Consider the following 18938-nt stretch of genomic DNA (forward strand, 5'->3'; position numbering starts at 1 on the left):
GAGCGTCTGTTGCGCGGTGAAGATCGCCTCAGCCGTGCGGGCGGCCAGTTCCTTGCCGGGTTCGGAGGCACCCGCTTGCACAACCACCGGGTGTCCCTGCGGAGAACGGGCGATGTTCAGTGGTCCTCGCACCTTGAAGTGCCGGCCACGATGATCGAGCCTATGGACCTTCGCGGGATCGAGATATTCACCGCTGACCCGGTCGCGGGTGAACGCGCCGTCGTCGATGGTGTCCCACAGCCCGGTAACCACATCGGCGAATTCCTCGGCCCGGTCATAGCGATCCGCGTGTGGGACGGGCCCGTCATAGCTGAAGTTGCGCGCCGATCCGACGTCACCGGTCGTGACGAGGTTCCATCCGGCACGGCCACGGCTCAGATGATCCAGTGACGCGAACTGGCGTGCCAGATTGTACGGGTCTGAGAAGCTGGTGGAGGCGGTGGCGATAAGACCAATCCGCGAGGTATGGCCGGCCAGGGCTGAAAGCAGTGTGATCGGTTCGAACGGATAGGCCCCGTTATGCGCTTTGTGGCTGGCCGCGCCGTAGTCGTCCAACCGAGCGGCGACGCCATCGGCGAGGAAGACGGCGTCGAACTTCGCCGCTTCGGCGATCTTGGTGAAGGCGATGAAATCCTCCAGCGTCGTGCTGTCGGACGCAGATGGCAGACGCCAGGCCGCGACGTGGTGGCCGGTGAACATCAGGAAAGCCCCGAGGCTGAGCTGGCCTTTGCGCTTCGACATGATTCAACTCCGTGGCGGCCGGCCGCCTGATTACCTCTATATGATCGCCCTTACTCAATATATGGTCAACATAATGTGTATGAATTATCTATCCACATTCCGTTGCGGGGTTTTTCTCCGGTGCGGTTGGCAGGACCTTGAGACATGACGATCCAACGGCTAGGCCTCAACCGCTTTGCGCTCAGTCTCGGAGCCGTCGGTGCGGTCGTTGTCGCGTTTTCCCTGATCGTGGTGAAGAACGCACCGGGCGACACCAGCAAGGAATTGGTGAACGTTTCGTATGACCCGACCCGGGAACTGTACCAGAGGCTCAATCCCCTCTTCGTCGCGTCCTACGAAAAAGCGACCGGGCAGCATCTGGCGATCGTTCAGTCGCATGGCGGATCGTCGTGGCAAGCCCGCAAGATCATCAGCGGCGAACAGCAGGCGGATGTGGTCACGCTCGGCCTGTTCACCGATATCGACTCGTTGCGCAAGCGCGGCCTGATCGCGGCTGGCTGGGCCGACCGGCTGCCGAACCATTCCCTGCCCTACACCTCGACCATCGTCTTCGTGGTGCGCAAGGACAATCCGCGCGGCATCAAGGATTGGCCGGATCTGCTGACGCCGGGGGTGGAAATCGTGACCCCGAACCCACGGACCTCCGGCAACGGCAAACTCGCTGCATTGGCCGCCTGGGCGGCGGTGGTGACCCGGGGCGGTACCGATACCGAGGCACGGGCCTACCTGGCCTCGCTGTATCGACACGTTTCGGACATGGATGAGGGCGCCCGCGGTGCCGCCATCCGCTTTGCCTTGCAGGAAATCGGCGATGTCCACCTGACCTGGGAGAACGAGGCGATTCGCGAGGTGGCGGAATCGAACGGCAAACTGGAGATCGTCTATCCGCCGGTAAGCATCCTCGCCGAACCCTACGTCGCGTGGGTCGACAGCACCGTGGCGCGCGATGGGAATCTGGCGCCAGCCAAGGCATATCTGAACTTTCTATTCACTGACGCAGCACAGGCGGCAATCGCCCATCTCGGCTATCGGCCCTACAAATCCGGTATCTGGACGTTTCCCAGTCTGACCCTCGTTCCTATCACCGCGATTGCCCGGGACTGGGATGGTGCCAACGAAAAATTCTTCGCCGAAAACGGCGTCATCGACTCGATATTGGGTAGCCAGCCGAAATGAAACGCTGGATCGACTACAATTCCCAGGATTTCCGGCAGGATCTGATCGCGGCCCTGACGGTCGCGGCCATTTCGCTGCCGCAAGGCATGGCCTATGCCCTGCTTGCCGGCGTAGACCCACGATATGGGCTTTATTCCGCCATCGTCGTCACCGCGGTCGCTTCGGTGTTCGGCTCGTCGTCCCATCTGATTAACGGACCGACCAGTGCGATTTCCCTCGTCGTGCTGAGTGCGCTGTCGATCTTCGATCCCGATCAGCGGGTCGAGGCCGCCGAAGCGATGTTCCTGATCGGCGTGATGGTCGGTTCGATCCAAATCTTTATCGCGGTGTTCCGCCTCGGCGACCTGACCCGCTACATTTCGGAAGCCGTCATCCTTGGCTTCATGGGCGCGGCGGCCCTGCTGCTGGCGATCGGCCAGGTCAGCAACGCGCTTGGTGTACGCGACAAAGGGACCGGGGCGCAGCACATCCTGTACCGGTTGTGGCTGACGCTGACCGCGGGCGATCCGGTGAACCTTAAGGCGGTCGCGGCAACGGCCGCGACGTTGCTGCTGGCCCTGCTGTTTCGCCGCCTTGTGCGCCGCTATCACCTGCCGCAATTCGATATGTTGGCGGTGCTGGCGATCGTCAGCATCGGCGTCTGGCTTGCAGGCTGGACCATCCCCGGTCCGGGCGGCAAGACGGCGATCGGAATTGCCGGGAATGTACCGAGCAGTCTTCCCGGCCCGCATATTCCGGTGGTGAAACTGAGTTGGGCATGGGACCTCGCTTCCGACAGCGTCGCCATCGCCTTTCTCGGTTTGCTGGAAGCCCTGGCCATCGCCAAATCGATCGCCAACCAGACGCGGCAGAAGCTGGACTTCAACCGGCAATGCCTCGCCGAGGGGATCGCCAATCTCGCCGGTGGTTTCTTCCAATGCCTGCCGGGATCGGGATCGCTGTCACGCTCCGCGATCAACTTCCAGGCCGGTGCGGCGACACGGTTTTCCGGTATCCTGACGGCTGGCATCGTCGCCATCGCGGTGATCTTTCTCGCCCCGCTTGCTCGTTATGTACCAAAACCGGCTTTGGCGGCGCTGCTGTTGCTGACCGCGTCGCGGCTGATCGATTTCAAGCGCCTGGCCTATACGCTTCGGGCATCGCGCATGGACGCCGGCGTCGTCGCCGTGACGGCACTTTCGGCCGTGGCCTTCGGCCTCGACATTGCCATCCTGATCGGTGTGGCGCTGTCGATCGCCCTGTTCGTTCCGCGCGCGGCGAGGCTGAAGGTGACCGAACTGGTGGTCGACGCGGATGACGTGGTGCGCGAGAAGCTGCCTGCTGATCCAGCCGATGCCAGATTCATGATTTTCGATATGGAAGGGGAACTGTTCTTCGGCGCCGCACCGGAACTGGAGCGCACCTTCGCGCGGATCGAGCGCGAGGCGCATGAGAAGCACATCCGCCACGTATTGTTGCGGCTGAAACGGGTACGCAATCCGGATGTGGTCAGCCTCGAACACTTCGAGCATTTTCTCAGGCATGCGCAGGTGGCCGGGATCACCGTCTGGCTCGCCGGAGTGCAATCCGACCTGCTGGACGCGTTTGGACGGCTGCATTTTTCGGAATGGCTGCCGCCGGATCGCATCTTCCCGCAGGGTGCCGACGAAGACTCCGCGACGCTGGCTGCCATCCGCCGCATCCGTTCGGCGTTGCCCGAGGCTAACGCCGCGACCTCGGACAAGCTGTTTTACCTGGTCTGAGCGCCGTCTCTATCGCCCTTACACAAGTGCGGAACGATTTTGGGTCCCGTTCATGGCTGCCTCGTCGCCAGGGTGGGGCAACGGTGGCAGTTTCTCGCCTGTCAGCAGTTCGCGGACTGATCGGCCGAGCATGGCGACGCGGTGTTCGGCTTGCTCGCGTTCGGAGGATGGGAGGGTTCGGAGACTTGCTGAGAGGTCGCTTGCTTCCTTGATCATCGCCTTGGCTTGAGTCCGCTTCTGGCGCTGCTCTTCGAGCGATGCGGGTTCGGCTGGCTGTTCCGCTTGGGGTGTCGCTGCCTCGATGGCGAGTCGGTCGGCTGCGTCGTCTTGCAGGACGATTTCGGGGTCTTCGGGGGATGCGGGTTCGACGTACATGTCGGTGCCCAGGTCCAACGGGGCGGCATCTTGGTTTTGCTTTCGCACGCGGCGGTTGTGTTCAACCATGCGGTTCAGGCTGATGGCATTGTTGCGCAGGCGCGGGGCCATCGGCAGCGCGATTTCGTCGTTCATCGACTGGCCCAGCGATCCCAGGGCTGCCAGGCCGTTGGCGACGATCTGGCCGACTGCGAGCAGGTCAACGCGGTTGCGGGCGTGGTGTTCGTCAATGACCTCCTGCGCGGCCATGCGGGCGAGGGAGATGTCGCCACCGGCGGCGCCGAAGAACACCGGGGCGAGGGCGGAGATGACGACGGTGGTCAGGAGACCAGTGGTGGGGGGCGGCTCGGTGGTCATGCCGCTGCTTCGAAGGGGTGCGGAATTTCTACCTGAAGTTGCGAGAGCAGTCGAGAAATATTTCCCACTCTGCTGCTGGCGTGCGATCCTTTTCGAGCGGCGAGGCCGGTACGATCCCCCGCCATTTCGTCGCCAGTCCGCTCAGGCCGCCAGCCAGGCGTCGCGCAGGGATTGGTCGCTGGCCGTGACGGCGTCCCGCAGGTTGGCTGCCACCACCGAAAAGAAATTCAATTCAATCAGCGGCAGGATCGGCAGGTCCGTCTGCACGATATGTTGGAAGCGGTTGAACAGCGCGATGCGCTTCTGCTGGTCAGGCTCGCGCTGCGCCTGGACGAAGATCGCATCGATTTCGGGATTGCGATAGCCCGAGGCATTGGTCCAGGGCACATTCTTGCCTATGATACTGGACGTGTAGATCTTGCCGTAGCCGATCTGCGGATCGGAAAACAGCGCGGTCCAACTGCTGGAAATATCGAAGTCCCGGGTACCGTAGACGCGTTTGGTGAACACCGCGGTGTCCTCGTTGCGCAATGTCACATCGATGCCGACACGTTTGAGCGACTGTTTCACATATTCGCCGGTGCGGCGGAAATCGTCTCCGTACGGTACCGGATCGTCTGTCACGGCAAACCGCGTTCCGTTCGCGCCACGTGGCAGCCCCGCTTCGTCGAGCAAGGCTTCAGCCCGCTTGAGGTCGAAGGGATAGCGCGGCACCGTGGGATCGAAAAACGCGGTTGCGGTCGAAGGCACCGGGCTGATCGCGGGTTTGCCGAAGCCGTACCAGACCACGTCGGCAACCCCCTGCCGGTCGATCGCATGAGCGATGGCATGACGGACACGGACGTCGCGCAGGTACTCGTTGTCGAGATTCAGTTCCAGATACAGCCACGCGCCGGTCCATTCGTAACCATGCTTCTCGATCCTGAGGCCGGGCAGCTTCGAAAGGCGATCGACATCCTGCAATGCCACGGGGCTGTATGGCGCGAACTGGGCCTCGCCGGTTTCAAACGCGATCGATCGGGCGGAGGCATCGGGAATGAAGCGCCAGATGACCTGGTCGAGATAGGGCTTGCCGGGGTCCCAGTAGTGCTGGTTCCGCTCCAGGACGATCTGGTTGCCTCGGCTCCATTCCTTGAACACGTACGGGCCCGTACCGATTGGCGCATTGGTATGAGGATTGTTGAGGATGTCGGTCCCCTCGAAGAGGTGGCGCGGCAGGATGGGCGCCCCGTTCGAGTTCAATGCGCCCATGATCGCGATCGAGGGCGCCGAAAGACGAAAGATCGCGGTATGCGGGTCCGGCGTGTCGACCCGTTCCACCGAGGCAAACAGCAGCCGGTTGCGCGGATGGATCGTCTTCCAGACGTTGTCCAGCGTCCATTGGACATCCGCCGCGGTAAACGGCGTACCATCGTGCCAAGTGACGCCTTGCCGCAGGCGGAAGGTGATGGAGAGACCATCTTCCGCGACCTCCCAGCTTTCCGCCAGTTCCGGCCGCGGCTTGAGATCGAAACCATAGCGCACCAGGCCATCGAAGATGTTCGCCCACAACACGCTGGTCGGCATCGCGGTGTTCAAGCCTGCGTTCAGTGTGATGGGCTCGGGGGTGATAACCGCGGTCACCGAGCCACCGCGCCTGGGTTCCGCTGTGGTCTGATCGGCCAGGGCGAGCGGAATGTTTCCCGCGAAGGCGAATGCCGCGGCCGATGACAGTGCGGCCCGGCGAGTGGCGCCTCGGGCAATGGTCCCGAGGTTGTCGTCTGAAATCGAAACAGGCATATGCGAAGTCTCCGTTGCTTCCAGGGGAGCCTCCTGGATCGTGGACCGCCAGCCGCCCCGACATGCCTGTATACACGTTTTTGCCGTAGTCCATATGTTATTACTATTGTTCATAGTTATTTCAAATCGGTACGGCGCTGCTGGCAGCGGTCTGCGCGATCGACAGTGGATAGCGTGGAAAAAAGATGACCCTGACGCCGAGATTACGATCCGCGTGACGTGATTCGACAATGCACGTGATATATGGGTAAATAGCGTTAATATATAGTTGATAATGCCAATGAGTGTCGGGCAACCCGCCGCTCGGATGCGTCGAAAAGGGGTCTCCCATGGACGATTGTAACGACACGCGTATGCTCGGGCGACGTCACCTGTTGCGGGCGGGCGCATTCGCATCCATCCTGCCGCTCGGCCTTGCCGGCTCCCGCGTCTTTGCCAGCCCGGCACGCCCTTTCCCGACGGATTTTCCGCTCTGCCACGGCGGCGGTGACTACATCAAGGCAGCGGACCACCCGGCTCCGCCGCCCGCGGCCCCAACCGGGTCGGCCAAGAAGATCCGCTTCACCTGGAACCAGACAGCACTTTGCACCTCCGCCGTGCCGGTCGCCGTCGAGGCGGGGATCTTCGAAAAGCACAATCTTGACGTGGAACTGGTGAATTTCGGCGGCTCCACGGACCAGCTTCTGGAGGCAATCGGCAGCGGCAAGGCGGACGTCGGCATCGGCATGATCCTTCGCTGGCTGAAACCGCTGGAACAAGGTTTCGACGTCAAACTGGTTGCCGGTGTACATGGCGGCTGTTCCTACCTCGTGGGGTCGCGCGACGCGGGCATTACCGACATCGCAAGCTTGCGCGGCAAGACCATCGGCGTAACGGACTTCGCATCGCCCGATAAAAACCTTTATGAAATCATTCTGCAGAATCACGGTCTGGATCCCGACAAGGACGTCGAGTGGAAGCAATATCCGCAGGATCTTATGGCGATGGCCGTCCAGAAAGGCGAAATCCAAGCCTATGTTGCTGGCGATCCGAACGTCTATTATCAGGTCAAGAACAGCAAGGGGAACCTGTTCCGCGTTGCATCCAACGCCACCAATGAATTTGCCGACCGTACTTGTTGCGTCCTCGGCATTCGCGGCAGCCTGCTGCGTGACGATCCCGAAGCGGCGATCGCCGTGACCCGAGCGGTTCTGGAAGCGTCACAGATGGTGAACGACAATCCAAATCATGCCGTCGAGGTTTCCGGCCACTATGCACCGCGAAGCGCGACCTCGGCCGATCTGGCGGAGATGCTGAAGAGCTATCCGTATGGGCAGCAGCCGATTGGGGCCGATTTCCAGCGTCAAGTGTTGCTCTACGCTAACGAGTTGAAGCGGGCCGGGGTTCTGAACCCTAGCACCGATCCGCAGCGCTATGTCAACCGGGTGACCGCAAACCTGCTGGCGTAACGGCAGACGCCGCGGCCGCCTGCCAGGCCCACTGCGATTGGATCCACATGGCGGTCTAACCGTAAACAGATGGTTCCGTTATCAGATCGGAACCATGGGCCTGATAAACCGAAGCGAGGCGATGGCCCGGCTGCGCCGCCAGCAGGGCACGCGTGTACGGCGTGGCGGGGGTGTCGAAGATTGTACCGATCGATCCCGTCTCGACCAAGCGTCCCTGATGCATCACCCCCACATCGTCCGCGAATTGACGCACCACCGACAGATCATGTGAAATGAAAATGAGCGTAAGTCCAAGCGATTGCTGCAACCGGCGCAGCAGATCAAGGATTTGCATTCTCGTTACTATATCCAGTGCCGACAATGCCTCATCAAGAATGAGCATCCTGGCATCGAGCGCCAGAGCCCGTGCGATCGCCACCCGCTGCCGCTGTCCACCGGACAATTCCGCCGGACGCTTGGCCGTGACCTCGGACGGCAGGCCCACCTGTTCCAGCAACGCGGCGATGCGGGCGGCCCGTTGCGCGGCCGTCCCGGCGCGGTGCGCCCGCAACGGGCTGCCGACGATGCCGCCGACGGTCTCGCGCGGATTGAGCGATGCGTCCGGGTTTTGATGGACGAACTGGATTTCGCGCCAGACCCGCCTGCGTTCGGCCAAACTGGGCCGCGTGATGTCGCGCCCGTTCAGGCGGATCCGACCGGAAACGGCCCGCTCCAACCCGAGGACCATACGCGCCGTCGTGGACTTGCCGGAACCGGACTCGCCAACGAGCGCGAAAGTGCTGCCTCTGCGGACCGAGAACGACACGCCGTCGACAGCCGGCGGACCGGCGTGGTCGCCGAAGATCATGACAAGATCCTCTACCTCCAGGATCCTGTCGTGTTGCGCGACCTCCGGTGCGCGGGATATGATGGGTGTCGCCGTGCACTGAGCCGCGAGCAGCGATCGCGTGTAGCTCGAAGCCGGGTTCCGCAAAATTTCGCCGACCGGCCCGGCCTCGACCACCCTGCCGTCGCGCAGGACCAGAATGTGCGAGGCGTGGTCGGCGGCCAATGCAATATCGTGCGTGACGAACACCACTGTCGTGCCCCTTTCGGCGACAAGGCGGTCGAATACGGTCATCACCTGCCGCTGCACGGTGACGTTAAGCGCCGATGTCGGTTCGTCGGCGATCAGCAGATGAGGATTGCAGGCAAAGGCGATTGCAATCAGCACACGCTGCTTCTGTCCGCCGGACAGTTGGTGGGGATAATGCCGCAGCCGTTCCTCCGGGCGATCGATCCCGACCTGGTTCAGCAACGCGATGCAGTGTGCCTGGATCGCGGCGCCGGTCAGTGCGATGTCGGTCCGTAGCCGGAACACTTCCGATAGCTGCGAACCGATCGTTTTTGTGGGATTGAGTGAAAGGCCGGGATCCTGTGGCACGAAGCCGATGTCCTGGCCGCGCAGCTGTGTAAACTGCCGTTCGTTCATGCGCGTCAGGTCGGCGCCCGCGAATGTTATTTCGCCGCTCGCGATACGCAGTTCTGGCGCCAGCAGGCCGATGATGGCTCGGCTCAGCGTGGTTTTCCCCGACCCCGACTCGCCGACGACAGCGAGGAAGTCGCCGCGCCGGAGGGAGAAGCCGATCCCTTTGAGAATCGCCGTTGGGGCGTCCGAGCGGCCGACGACCAGGTTCCGGACCCGCAGAATTGTTTCGAGTTCGTTCATCGATTCTAAATCTGGCTCAGAGCCTGCAGTTTCCGGCTTAGCGCGGCGAAGGCGAGCACGGTCGCTATCAGCACGAAGCCGGGGAACGTGGTAATCCACCAGGCCGTGGCCAGATATTTTCGCCCCTCCGCGATCAGTTCGCCCCATTCCGGACTGGGCGGCGGATCGCCGTAACCAAGAAAAGCAAGCGCGGAAATCATCAGGATCGCGTGGGCGATTTCGATCGCGACCATCGCCAGGACCGGCCCTAGCGCGTTGGGCAGAATCTCCCGGAACAGGATGTACGCCCGCGAGTGACCGCACAGCCAGGCGGCCTCGACGAACGGCAGTTCGCGTACGCGCAGAACCTCCGCGCGCGTCAGGCGGGCGAAGGGGGCGATCGCAGAAATTCCAATGGCCACGCCGAGGGTGACAATGCCGGGACCGAAAGCGGCGACCAGGGTCAACGCCATGAGGAAGCCGGGAATTGCCAGCAGAATGTCGATCACCCGCATGATGGCCGTATCGACGATGCCGCGCAGTCCGGCGGCCAGAAGTCCAAGGATGCCGCCGCAGACGAGGCCGATCGGCACGGCGATAGCAGCGGACAGCAGCGTCAGACGCGTGCCATACACCACCCTGCTTAACAGATCGCGCCCGAGATAATCGGTCCCGAACGGATGTGCCGCGCTGGGTGGCAGCAGCTTCTGGGCCGAGATCCCGTGCAGCGGATCGCTGCTGGTGAACAGTCCTGGCACCAGGATCAACGCCAGCAGCAGCAGAAAAACCAAGGCCAGCGCTACCGTGTCGAACCCGACCGCTGGGACACCCAAGCGACGGCTGATGAGGCGCGCCGTCGCTTGGGTGGCGACCGGGAAGGAAGACGCGGTCCGCGTGTCGTTCAAGCCGCTCATGTTCCCGCGGCCTCCATCGGCGGCGCGCCGGTCATGCGGATGCGCGGATCGAGCAACGGGTAGATCAGATCGATCGTGAAATTGACTACCACGTAGAGTGCCGCGATGAGCAGAACGAACGCCTGCACCAGAGCGATATCCTGGTTTGCGACGGCGTCCTCCAGAATACGGCCGACGCCCGGGCGGGAGAACACGGTTTCCGTCACCACCGCACCGCCCAGCAGTCCGCCGATCTGCACACCCAGTACCGTGAGGCCGCTGCCGGCCGCGTATTTCAACAAATGGCGGAGGTAGACCCAGGCGCGCCCCGCGCCCTTCGCCCGTACCACGTCGACGAACGGCTGCGTGCGCGCCGCATCGACGCTTTTCAGCATGACCTGCGCCAACGGTGCGGCGAGATAGATCGCGAGCACGAGCGCCGGGACCAGCAGCGACAGCGCGGAACCGTCGGGGAACAGCGACATGACCTGAAGCCGGAACGACAGCAGCCGGAGCAGCACCATGCCCAGCCAGAACGTCGGGATCGCACTCATCAGCGGGGGCAGCATGACGATGGCGTCGTGAACGCGGCGCGCCTGGACCAGATTGGCCACGGTCACGATCGTGAAGGCGATCAGCAGGGCCAGGCCAAGCGCCGTACCCGCGAGCCGAAAGGTGGCCGGCAGTACATCGGCGATGTCCTGCAGCACCAGATGGCCGGTCGACAGTGCATAGCCCAGATTGCCGTGGAGAATCCCGAACAACTGGATGAAATATTGCGCCCAGACCGGCTTATCGAAACCATAATACAATTTCATGGTCGCGATCGTTTTCGGATCAAGAGCCATGCCGTTCTGGACGAGAAAATTGGTGATCGGGTCTGAGGGCAGCAGGTGGATGATTAGTCTTACTGTGTCATAAGTTCATTCTGCGTGTGATGTGCTGGCAGCAAGGGCAGCGTGGCAGGGTTCGAGCAATGACGCGGGCAATTGCGACGCGGACGGAGGTGATCGAGTTGGTGACATGGCGTTCAGGTCTGATCGGGGGATCCGCGGGGTCGATAACCGTCGGAAACACGAGGTTCTTCGACGAGAAGGGTGTGGCGTGGTCCTGAGGGGGGAATCGCTTCCCTTTCGGAGATCAGGAATCCATACGCGGCGATGCACAGGGTGGCGTGATGATGAAAGCCACGCCAACCTCGTCCCTCGTAGTGGCCAAGGCCGAGTTCCTGCTTGAGGTCCTGGTAGTCGCGCTCGATGCGCCAGCGTAGCTTGGTGGTGTTGACCAGTGCGCGACGACTAATGTTCGCGGGCAGCGTGGATAGAAAGTATTTGGTCGGTTCGGGTTCGTCGGTGGGCCATTCGATTAGACACCATTCCTCAGGCCGCGGCGTCGAACGTTTATAATCGCGATGGGCTGGGCGAACCCGCACCGTGGCGAAGCGTGCGGCAAGTTTGATGTTGGTGCCTTCGCGCCAGGTCACCCGCCGCCAGGCCTTTTTGGGAAGCTCCAGCGCCATCTGCTTGGCTGAGATCGGCTGATGCGCGCCGTCGCGTCGGATCGCGGAGGTTGGACGACCCCGTCCGCTCCATGGCTTGGGGGGCAAGGGTTGCACGCCGGGCGGCCACAGGCTGGTAGAAGACTGGATGCCGACGGCATAGGGAAGACCGATCTCGGCGATGCTGTCACGGAAGTCGGTATCGTTGCCGTACCCCGCGTCGGCCAACACGACGTCGGCTTCGATACCGGCCGCACGGACGGCGCGAAGCTGATCAAGTGCGATTTGCGGCTTGGTCTGAAAGACGATGTCGTCGGGCACACCCGCTTTGGCGCGCCGGGCCGGGTCGTCACTCCATTCATGCGGCAGATACAAGCGATAAGCGATCGGCAGGCTGGCATGATCATTGGCGGCCGACAGGCTCACCGCCACCTGGCAGTTGTCCTGTTTGCCGAGTTGACCGCTGTATTGCCGGGCCACGCCAACCGAGTGCTTGCCCTTTTTCGGCATACTGGTGTCATCGACGATCAAGGCTCGGATCGGGCCGCGCCGCTCGATAATGGGCAAGACGCGGGTGCGCACCGCCGCGAGAACTGTGTCTTCGGACCAGTCGGCCTTCGCCACGAAGTGATGCAGTGATTGATGGGCGGCCTGCACCCGCCCGGGCTCGACCCGTGCGGCCATCGGTTCGACGCTTTTGCGATCGCCCGGCAGCAGCAGTCCCGCGCAATACGATCGGAACGGTGCGGCGCGATCGGCATGGCCAAGCACAGACGTGATCGCCTCGACATAGGCGCCGAAGCGTGATTCGCTGCCACGTGACTTGCATTCGAGACCCACAACCCGCCTCCACGAGTGAGAATCTCCATTACTGACAAATCCACGTCGAATCGGGCAAGCACTTTATAACACAGTAAGACTAGGCATCCGGACGGACTACTTGCCTTTTGCCTTCTCCTTGGCCTGCGTTCCCGAACCAAACTGGCCGGTCAGCTTCCAAATAGTCGATTCGTGACCTTCGAATTTCCCGCCTAGATCAAGCCCCGAGTTCGCAATGCTCGCCTCCACACCGAGATTGATTCCGAAGTCATCTGAATAGTTGACGCTGACGGTAAAATTTCGCAACCCATGCTTCAGGCGACCTTGCGCGATCATTTGCCAGGTCGGTTCGTGCGGATACCACATTAGACCATCGGGCACCGCTGGACTATCCATGCCTGACAAGGTCGCAGTAAACAGGATGCTGTCCTTCGTCTTGTCTTTCGTTCCGACCTCGACCCCACCCTTCCCGTTCGTCCCGGATATCGGCAGAGACAGCTTCGCTGAAAAGTCGTGCGACCAACCAGATACATGTTCCGCCCGGATGCTCGTCGCACCGAGACTCATAAGCAGCAGAATGGCCTCGCTGACCTTGTGTTCGAATACACGCCGATGGAAGTCGGCCAACGTGTGGTAGACATTAGGTATGGCCGGATGGCCAATGTAGACAACGCGATCAAGTGGATGGCCCAGTCGAAAGGTTAGCCCGGCCGCCTGTTCGCGTGAGATCGGCAAAACCGGAACCCCATTCTCCCGCGCTTTGCTCCACGCCTTGAAGGCCTCCACACTGATATCGATCATCAGCCCTGTGGCATTGAAAGTGAGCGCCTTTTTGACGACCTGGGCCGTAAAGTCCACCCAATCGACACGCTCCGGTTTTTTCGCTGCATCCTTTTTACTGCTTTCTTCCTCGGCCGCGGCGATAAACTGTTCGTCCGACACGACGATCATTTGACGTTCTTGGTATGGTCGCGCCAAGAAGCTGTTCGTGGTCACTGGCCGCCACTCCCTTTGGTTCCCTGCGCGAACGATTATGATCGGAGTTTGACCGTTCGGCTAGGAAAGATGTGCCATTGGCGATCGCACTCAACCGCTTAACGTTGATATGGCAAGTCGACAGACCCGTCAGACAACCACGTCCCAGCCACAGAACACCTTCCGCACCGCAACTTGCGCCCCACCCCACCCCGGAGGCACCATCACAAACCATCGGAGACGACAAACAATGACAGGCTGGAGAGCGCGGATCGGATTCCTGGTGCCGCCAGGTAACCCCACAGTGGAACCGGAGATGACAGAACTCACTCCTCCCGGCGTTTCCGTCCACTTCACCCGCCTGTCGGCCAGCGGCCCGGCCGGAACCCATGCTGGCCAGGAAGAACGCAACCGCAGCCAGGTTGCCAGCCTCGACGAGGCCGCCCGCCTGCTGGCGATGCTCTCGCCGCAGGTCATCGTCATGGCCCACACCGCGACCAGCTACACAATCGGCCGCGAAGCCGAGGCTGACCTGGTTCGCCGCCAGGAAGCCGCCACCGGCACACGCTTCATCACCGCCTTCGGAAGCGTGTTGGAGGCCTTCGCCTGCCTCGGCATAAAACGGGTTGCCTATGCCACCCCCTACGACGCCAAAGTAACGGAGCAGGGGCGCGCTCATCTGGCGTTGCACGGGCTGGACGTGGTCAACGTGGCTCGGCTGGAAGGCGTCCGCAATATCTACGAGGAAACGACGGCGCGCGCCTACACCGTCGGCCGGCAGGCCGACCGGCCCGAAGCCCAGGCGGTGTTCCTCAGTGGCACCGGCATGCCAACCCTGGGCATGCTCCAAACGCTGGAGGACGACCTGGGCAAACCGGTCATCTCCGCTGCTTCCGCAATGATGTGGAACGCCCTGCGCGTCGCCGGCGTGCGCGCGCCCCGGCAAGGCTACGGCCGTTTGTTTCACGTCTAACCAAGGACCTCGCGATGCCAGATCCCGAACGCCTCGATCCACGTCGGACTGCCCTGATCGCCTACGACGTCTGCCGGCGCGCCCTGACGCCGCCGGATGCGGCGCGACGGGCCGCGATCCGCCCTGTCCTCGATGCCTGGGTCAGTATCATCGCCGCGGCTCGGGCCGTGGGCGTGCCGGTGATCTACACGACGCCGGTCAGTCGCGCCGATGGTGCCGACGTGGTCATGCTGCCGACCGACCTTTCGGCGGAGACGGGTGTTCCGCCGCTGACCAACGGTATCGAGGGTTCGGAAGGGGCGGGTTTCCCTGATGAGATCGCGCCCCGGCCGGAGGATTATGTTTTCCTCAAGCGGCGGCCGAGTGCGTTCTATGGGACGGGTGTCGGCGAGCTGCTGCATATGCTGCGGCGGGACACCATCATCATCGGCGGCGGTGCCACTAATCGTGGCGTCGAGACCAGCGTTCGCGAGGCGTTCAACTTCGACCTGAAGACCGTTGTCGTACGCGAATGCTGCTGGGGCAGCGACCAGGCCGCCCACGCCTATAGCCTGGACAAGGCGATGAAGATGTATGCGCGCATCCGGCACCTTGATCAGGTCATGGCGATGTTGCGAGGCGGCTAAGCCTCCAGCAGGGCATGCGTGTCCTGCGGGGACCAGACCAGAGTCGCCGGATCACCTGGTTCCGCCGGCTTCTGGTAGAACGTCTGATCGGGGACCAGGGCCGATACCTCGTCGCCTGTGTCGGTCATCATCGCAACCCGCACCATCGCGCCCTGGTATTCGACGGCGACGACCTGGCCGTTGACGTGCGGTCCGTCCCCAGCCGATCCGAGCCAGCAGCGGTCGGCGCGGACGGCGATGGGGCCTTCGTTGTTGCGCAGCACGTTGTGGCTGCCGATGAAGCGGGCGATGAACGGGCTGACGGGACGCTCGAACACGTCGCGCGGATGGGCGGACTGGCGGATGTGGCCGTTCTCCATCACCACCATCAGGTCGGCGAGCGCCATCGCTTCGTCCTGGCTGTGGGTGACGTGGATGAAGGTGATGCCGAGTTCGCGTTGCAGGCGTTTCAGTTCCTCGCGGACCTTGATGCGCAGGAATGGGTCGAGTGCCGATAGCGGCTCGTCCAGCAGCAGGACACGGGGGCGGTTGATCAGCGCCCGGGCCAGGGCGATGCGTTGCTGCTGACCGCCGGATAGCTGTGCCGGCAGACGGTCGGCGTAGTCCGCCATGTGGACCAGGGCGAGATACTCGCGTGCCTTCGCATGCCGTTCCTTCTTTGCCACGCCGCGCATCTTCAGACTGAACGCGACGTTGTCGAGGCAAGACATATGCGGGAACAGCGCATAGCTTTGGAACATCATCGCGGTGCCACGCTTGATCGGCGGCAGGTCGGAGACGTTCTCGCCGTGGATCAGGATGTCGCCGCCGGACACCGCTTCATGCCCGGCGATCATCCGCAAGGTTGTCGTCTTCCCGCATCCGCTGGGGCCCAACAAGCAACAATACGTGCCGCGCGGAATGCGCAACGAAATGTCGTCGACCGCCAGCGTCGTGCCATAACGCTTGGTCACCGATATCAGTTCGACGTCGAAGCGGCTGTCCATCATCCAACCTTCACGAGTGCGCGTCCGCGCCGCCGCTGCAACCGCAGCACGACCAGCAGCGAGACAACGATAGCCAGGAACGAAACCCCAGTGGTCAACGTGCCGATCGCAAACAGCGTCGGCGACGTCGCCGAGGAAATCAACGCATAGATCTCCAGCGGCAGCGTGTTCTTCGGCCCGATGGTCAGGGTCGTGCGAGCATACTCGTCGTAAGACAGGGTGAACGCGCCCATCGCGACGCCGATGATGCCCGGCAGCAGGATGGGGATCGTTACGTGGCGCAATCGCTGCCAGGCATTGGCCCCCAGGTCGCGCGCCGCTTCCTCCCACGAGCGGTTGAAGCGATTGACCACGGCGAACATCGCGAACAACCCGAACGGCAACGTCCATGTCAGTTGCGCGCCCAATGCCGAGGTGAACAGGCTGGGCTGCCATCCCAGGAACTGGAAGCCCAATCCGATGCCGAAGCCGACCAACAGGCTGGGCATCACCAGGCTGGCGACCGCGAGGTAGAACAGCGCGCCCGATCCGGGAAAGCGGCGGCGAAACCCCAGCCCGGCGGCGACGGAAAATACGACGGTCAGGAAGCTGACGACGATCGCCAGGGACATTGAGCGTTCGAACGCCACAGGCAGGTTTGCCATCTGGCCTTTCTGGAATACTTCGCGAAACCACTCGAACGAGGTGCCGACCATCGGGAAGGTTACGCCGCCGTTGGGGCCTTGGAACGACAGCAGATAGATGACGAACATCGGTCCGTAGAGGAACAGCAGGAACGCACCGAACAATGTCGCCAGCGCGTAGAAGGTCCAAGGGCGCTTGTCGCTGATGCGGGCGGTCATTTCACCAGTTCCTTGCGCACGTCGACGATCCTCATCATCCCGGCAACCAGGATGGCGACGAAGATGACCAGCACCACCGCGTTGGCCGCGGCCGGTGGATATTCCATCGCCTGGATCTGGGTAGACAGCATCGACACGATGGAGGCGCTTTGCCCTCCGCTCATTTGCCGGACGACGAAATAGTCGCCCATGACCTGGGTGAACACCAGGATCGATCCCAGGACGATGCCAGTCTTCGACAGCGGAATCACGACATCCACCATGGTGCGCCAGCGGCTGGCGCCAGCGTCTACCGCGGCCTCCAGCAGCGCCGGATCGATCTTTGACAGTGAGTTGGCGATCGGTCCGACCATCAGCAGCGTGAACAGGTGGACATAGGTGACGATGACAGCAAAGTCGGAGAACAGCAGGAACGTCAGCGGGTGCGACGTCAGTCCCAGCCCCATCAGGATCTGGTTGAATGCTCCGTTGCGGCCCAGGAATGGGATCCAGGCGATCGTGCGGATGATCCCCGATGTCCAGAACGGGATCGCGCATAGCAGGAATAGCACGGTCCGGGTGATGCCGCTGCGGATATGGAAAATCAGGAAATAGGCGATGTTGAAACCCAGGAACAGCGTGATCGCCCAGACGATGAAGGCGAAACGCAGCGAACTGACATAGACCCGCCATGTCGCGGGCGTCGTCAGCAACTCCCGATAGTTATCCAGCAAGAACGCCGGATAGATTCCGACGCGGTCATAATCGTAGAAGCTGACGACAAGGAACAGGATCGTCGGCAAGGCAAACAACACGATCAGGATCAGCGCCAGCGGTCCGACTTGCAGCCACGACACCAGCCAGAGCGGCAGGCGGGTGGATCGCCGCCGGCCCGATGCCGCGACTGTACCGCTGCGCAGCGAGACCGGCAGGGTGGAGGTGCTCATGCGGCTATTTTGATTTCGTTGCGGGAGCGCATGAGCGGCATGATGCGGGTGCCGAACTGCTCCATGCCGATGACGAAATCGTCGAACGTCATCATCACGCCCTGCACGCCGGGGACTGCCGCGAGTTCATCGAGCATACGCGCTACCGACGCATAAGATCCGACCAACACGCCCTGGTTGGTTGGCAGTTTGTTGGTGCCCAGCAGACGGCGGCGGTTCGGCTGCGCGTAAATGTCGGTGCTGGGATCGTCCTGCGCCTGGTCGTCGCGATAGGCCAGTGCCTCCTGGTCGGTGCCGGCCTTGTAATGCTCCCATTTCGCGTTGGCGGCCTCATCGGTTTCATCCGCGATGATCATGGTCAGGATCAGCGCCCCGCAGTGCCGGCCGGTCTCCTGTGTGGCGGCGACAAGGCGCGCGACGCTGGGGGCGACGGCAGTGGGGGCGTTGTAGCCGAAGCTGGCGCAGAAATTGTAGTCTGCGTATTGGGCGGCGAACTTCGTGCCAGCGTCACTCTGCGCGGCGCAGATGATGGGGATTTTCGCCGTCGGCATCGGCAGGCAGCGGCAGTCGTCCATCTGAAAGAAATCGCCCTTGAAGTCCGACTGTCCCGTCGCCCACAGTTCGTTCATCACGGTGACGTATTCGGCGCAGTATTCGTAGCGGCGCTTGTAGTGTTCGGCGCCTGGCCAGATGCCCATCTGCGTGTATTCACGCCTCTGCCAGCCGGAGATGATGTTCACCCCGAACCGCCCGTGCGAAATCGAATCGATCGTTACCGCCATCCGAGCGGCGATCGGCGGCGGCATGGTCAGGACAGCACAGGTGGCGAAAAGTTTGATCTTCGTGGTGGTGGCCGCCAGGCCGGCCATCAGCGTGAATGATTCCAGGTTGTAGTCCCAGAACTGCGACGGGCCGCCGAAGCCGTGCAGCTTGATCATCGACAGTGCGAAATCGAAACCGAATGCCTCCGCCTTTTCCACGATCGTCTTGTTCAGATCGAAGCTGGGCTTGTATTGCGGCGACGTTGTGGAGATCAGCCAGCCGTTGTTGCCGATCGGGATGAAAACACCAAGCTGCATGACAATTGCCCCTCGT

At 62.2% G+C, this 18938-nt stretch carries 17 protein-coding genes; 5 read left to right on the forward strand and 12 right to left on the reverse strand.

Annotated elements, in window-relative coordinates:
• A partial coding sequence (locus tag GSQ89_RS39355) for an NtaA/DmoA family FMN-dependent monooxygenase (RefSeq protein WP_254073329.1) occupies positions 1 to 741 on the reverse strand: 741 nt, incomplete at its 3' end.
• A 144-nt stretch (positions 742 to 885) separates the two neighbouring features.
• Between GSQ89_RS39355 and GSQ89_RS23750 the strand changes: the two genes are divergently transcribed.
• The gene (locus GSQ89_RS23750) at positions 886 to 1917 is read left to right on the forward strand and encodes a sulfate ABC transporter substrate-binding protein (RefSeq protein WP_158929878.1); all 1032 of its coding nucleotides are present in this window, start codon (positions 886 to 888) and stop codon (positions 1915 to 1917) included.
• Positions 1914 to 3659, forward strand: coding sequence for a SulP family inorganic anion transporter (locus GSQ89_RS23755; RefSeq protein ID WP_158929880.1), 1746 nt, complete (start codon positions 1914 to 1916; stop codon positions 3657 to 3659). Before GSQ89_RS23750 ends, GSQ89_RS23755 begins: the two co-directional genes overlap by 4 nt.
• Before the next feature lie 18 nt (positions 3660 to 3677).
• On the opposite strand, the gene GSQ89_RS23760 is transcribed toward GSQ89_RS23755, so the two are convergent.
• Complete coding sequence (locus tag GSQ89_RS23760; RefSeq protein ID WP_158929882.1) at positions 3678 to 4391, reverse strand: hypothetical protein; 714 nt, start codon at positions 4389 to 4391, stop codon at positions 3678 to 3680.
• A gap of 141 nt (positions 4392 to 4532) precedes the next feature.
• Positions 4533 to 6170, reverse strand: a complete 1638-nt coding sequence (locus GSQ89_RS23765; protein ID WP_158929884.1) for an ABC transporter substrate-binding protein — start codon at positions 6168 to 6170, stop codon at positions 4533 to 4535.
• Between the two features lie 353 nt (positions 6171 to 6523).
• On the opposite strand from GSQ89_RS23765, the gene GSQ89_RS23770 reads away from it, so the two are divergent.
• Positions 6524 to 7618 (forward strand): ABC transporter substrate-binding protein, encoded by a 1095-nt coding sequence (locus tag GSQ89_RS23770; RefSeq protein WP_256367341.1) that lies wholly within the window; start codon positions 6524 to 6526, stop codon positions 7616 to 7618.
• 55 nt (positions 7619 to 7673) lie between these two features.
• Here GSQ89_RS23770 and GSQ89_RS23775 read toward each other — a convergent pair whose 3' ends face one another.
• The 5 genes from GSQ89_RS23775 to GSQ89_RS23795 all read right to left on the reverse strand — a co-directional run bounded on the left by GSQ89_RS23775 (position 7674) and on the right by GSQ89_RS23795 (position 13511).
• Positions 7674 to 9326: an ABC transporter ATP-binding protein gene (locus GSQ89_RS23775; protein WP_158929888.1), complete on the reverse strand. Its 1653-nt coding sequence runs from the start codon at positions 9324 to 9326 to the stop codon at positions 7674 to 7676.
• Between the two features lie 5 nt (positions 9327 to 9331).
• On the reverse strand, positions 9332 to 10219 hold the full coding sequence (locus GSQ89_RS23780; RefSeq protein WP_158929890.1) for an ABC transporter permease: 888 nt from the start codon (positions 10217 to 10219) through the stop codon (positions 9332 to 9334).
• Complete coding sequence (locus tag GSQ89_RS23785) at positions 10216 to 11016, reverse strand: ABC transporter permease (RefSeq protein ID WP_158929892.1); 801 nt, start codon at positions 11014 to 11016, stop codon at positions 10216 to 10218. The genes GSQ89_RS23780 and GSQ89_RS23785 overlap by 4 nt, the downstream gene beginning before the upstream one ends.
• A gap of 212 nt (positions 11017 to 11228) precedes the next feature.
• Entirely contained in the window at positions 11229 to 12536 is a 1308-nt protein-coding gene (locus GSQ89_RS23790) for an IS701 family transposase (protein WP_158929894.1), read from the reverse strand.
• Positions 12537 to 12632: 96 nt separating this feature from the next.
• Complete coding sequence (locus GSQ89_RS23795) at positions 12633 to 13511, reverse strand: hypothetical protein (protein ID WP_216856349.1); 879 nt, start codon at positions 13509 to 13511, stop codon at positions 12633 to 12635.
• A gap of 229 nt (positions 13512 to 13740) precedes the next feature.
• Between GSQ89_RS23795 and GSQ89_RS23800 the strand changes: the two genes are divergently transcribed.
• On the forward strand, positions 13741 to 14463 hold the full coding sequence (locus GSQ89_RS23800) for a hypothetical protein (protein WP_371734284.1): 723 nt from the start codon (positions 13741 to 13743) through the stop codon (positions 14461 to 14463).
• 14 nt (positions 14464 to 14477) lie between these two features.
• Positions 14478 to 15089, forward strand: coding sequence for an isochorismatase family cysteine hydrolase (locus GSQ89_RS23805; RefSeq protein WP_158929900.1), 612 nt, complete (start codon positions 14478 to 14480; stop codon positions 15087 to 15089).
• Here the strand turns inward: GSQ89_RS23805 and GSQ89_RS23810 are convergent.
• From GSQ89_RS23810 to rutA, 4 genes are read right to left on the reverse strand one after another with little or no spacing between them, the layout of a single operon-like run.
• Positions 15086 to 16078 (reverse strand): ABC transporter ATP-binding protein, encoded by a 993-nt coding sequence (locus tag GSQ89_RS23810; protein ID WP_254073331.1) that lies wholly within the window; start codon positions 16076 to 16078, stop codon positions 15086 to 15088. The genes GSQ89_RS23805 and GSQ89_RS23810 overlap by 4 nt on opposite strands.
• A complete protein-coding gene (locus tag GSQ89_RS23815; protein ID WP_158929902.1) occupies positions 16075 to 16917 on the reverse strand; it encodes an ABC transporter permease in 843 nt (280 codons plus the stop codon). The genes GSQ89_RS23810 and GSQ89_RS23815 overlap by 4 nt, the downstream gene beginning before the upstream one ends.
• On the reverse strand, positions 16914 to 17843 hold the full coding sequence (locus tag GSQ89_RS23820) for an ABC transporter permease (RefSeq protein ID WP_158929904.1): 930 nt from the start codon (positions 17841 to 17843) through the stop codon (positions 16914 to 16916). The genes GSQ89_RS23815 and GSQ89_RS23820 overlap by 4 nt, the downstream gene beginning before the upstream one ends.
• Positions 17840 to 18922 carry a pyrimidine utilization protein A gene (rutA, locus tag GSQ89_RS23825; RefSeq protein WP_158929906.1) on the reverse strand — a complete coding sequence of 361 codons (1083 nt, stop codon included), beginning with the start codon at positions 18920 to 18922 and terminating at the stop codon, positions 17840 to 17842. The genes GSQ89_RS23820 and rutA overlap by 4 nt, the downstream gene beginning before the upstream one ends.
• Positions 18923 to 18938 lie beyond the last annotated feature (16 nt).

Origin of the sequence: Acidisphaera sp. S103, from assembly GCF_009765975.1 — a bacterium.
Taxonomy (GTDB): Bacteria; Pseudomonadota; Alphaproteobacteria; order Acetobacterales; family Acetobacteraceae; genus Rhodopila.

What these genes read in the sequence shown, in the direction of transcription:
- GSQ89_RS23750 (WP_158929878.1), top strand. Translation starts at nt 886, where the DNA reads ATGACGATCCAACGGCTAGGCCTCAACCGCTTTGCGCTCAGTCTCGGA.
- GSQ89_RS23755 (WP_158929880.1), top strand. Translation starts at nt 1,914, where the DNA reads ATGAAACGCTGGATCGACTACAATTCCCAGGATTTCCGGCAGGATCTG.
- GSQ89_RS23760 (WP_158929882.1), bottom strand. Translation starts at nt 4,391, where the DNA reads ATGACCACCGAGCCGCCCCCCACCACTGGTCTCCTGACCACCGTCGTC.
- GSQ89_RS23765 (WP_158929884.1), bottom strand. Translation starts at nt 6,170, where the DNA reads ATGCCTGTTTCGATTTCAGACGACAACCTCGGGACCATTGCCCGAGGC.
- GSQ89_RS23770 (WP_256367341.1), top strand. Translation starts at nt 6,524, where the DNA reads ATGCTCGGGCGACGTCACCTGTTGCGGGCGGGCGCATTCGCATCCATC.
- GSQ89_RS23775 (WP_158929888.1), bottom strand. Translation starts at nt 9,326, where the DNA reads ATGAACGAACTCGAAACAATTCTGCGGGTCCGGAACCTGGTCGTCGGC.
- GSQ89_RS23780 (WP_158929890.1), bottom strand. Translation starts at nt 10,219, where the DNA reads ATGAGCGGCTTGAACGACACGCGGACCGCGTCTTCCTTCCCGGTCGCC.
- GSQ89_RS23785 (WP_158929892.1), bottom strand. Translation starts at nt 11,016, where the DNA reads ATGAAATTGTATTATGGTTTCGATAAGCCGGTCTGGGCGCAATATTTC.
- GSQ89_RS23800 (WP_371734284.1), top strand. Translation starts at nt 13,741, where the DNA reads ATGACAGGCTGGAGAGCGCGGATCGGATTCCTGGTGCCGCCAGGTAAC.
- GSQ89_RS23805 (WP_158929900.1), top strand. Translation starts at nt 14,478, where the DNA reads ATGCCAGATCCCGAACGCCTCGATCCACGTCGGACTGCCCTGATCGCC.
- GSQ89_RS23810 (WP_254073331.1), bottom strand. Translation starts at nt 16,078, where the DNA reads ATGATGGACAGCCGCTTCGACGTCGAACTGATATCGGTGACCAAGCGT.
- GSQ89_RS23815 (WP_158929902.1), bottom strand. Translation starts at nt 16,917, where the DNA reads ATGACCGCCCGCATCAGCGACAAGCGCCCTTGGACCTTCTACGCGCTG.
- GSQ89_RS23820 (WP_158929904.1), bottom strand. Translation starts at nt 17,843, where the DNA reads ATGAGCACCTCCACCCTGCCGGTCTCGCTGCGCAGCGGTACAGTCGCG.
- rutA (WP_158929906.1), bottom strand. Translation starts at nt 18,922, where the DNA reads ATGCAGCTTGGTGTTTTCATCCCGATCGGCAACAACGGCTGGCTGATC.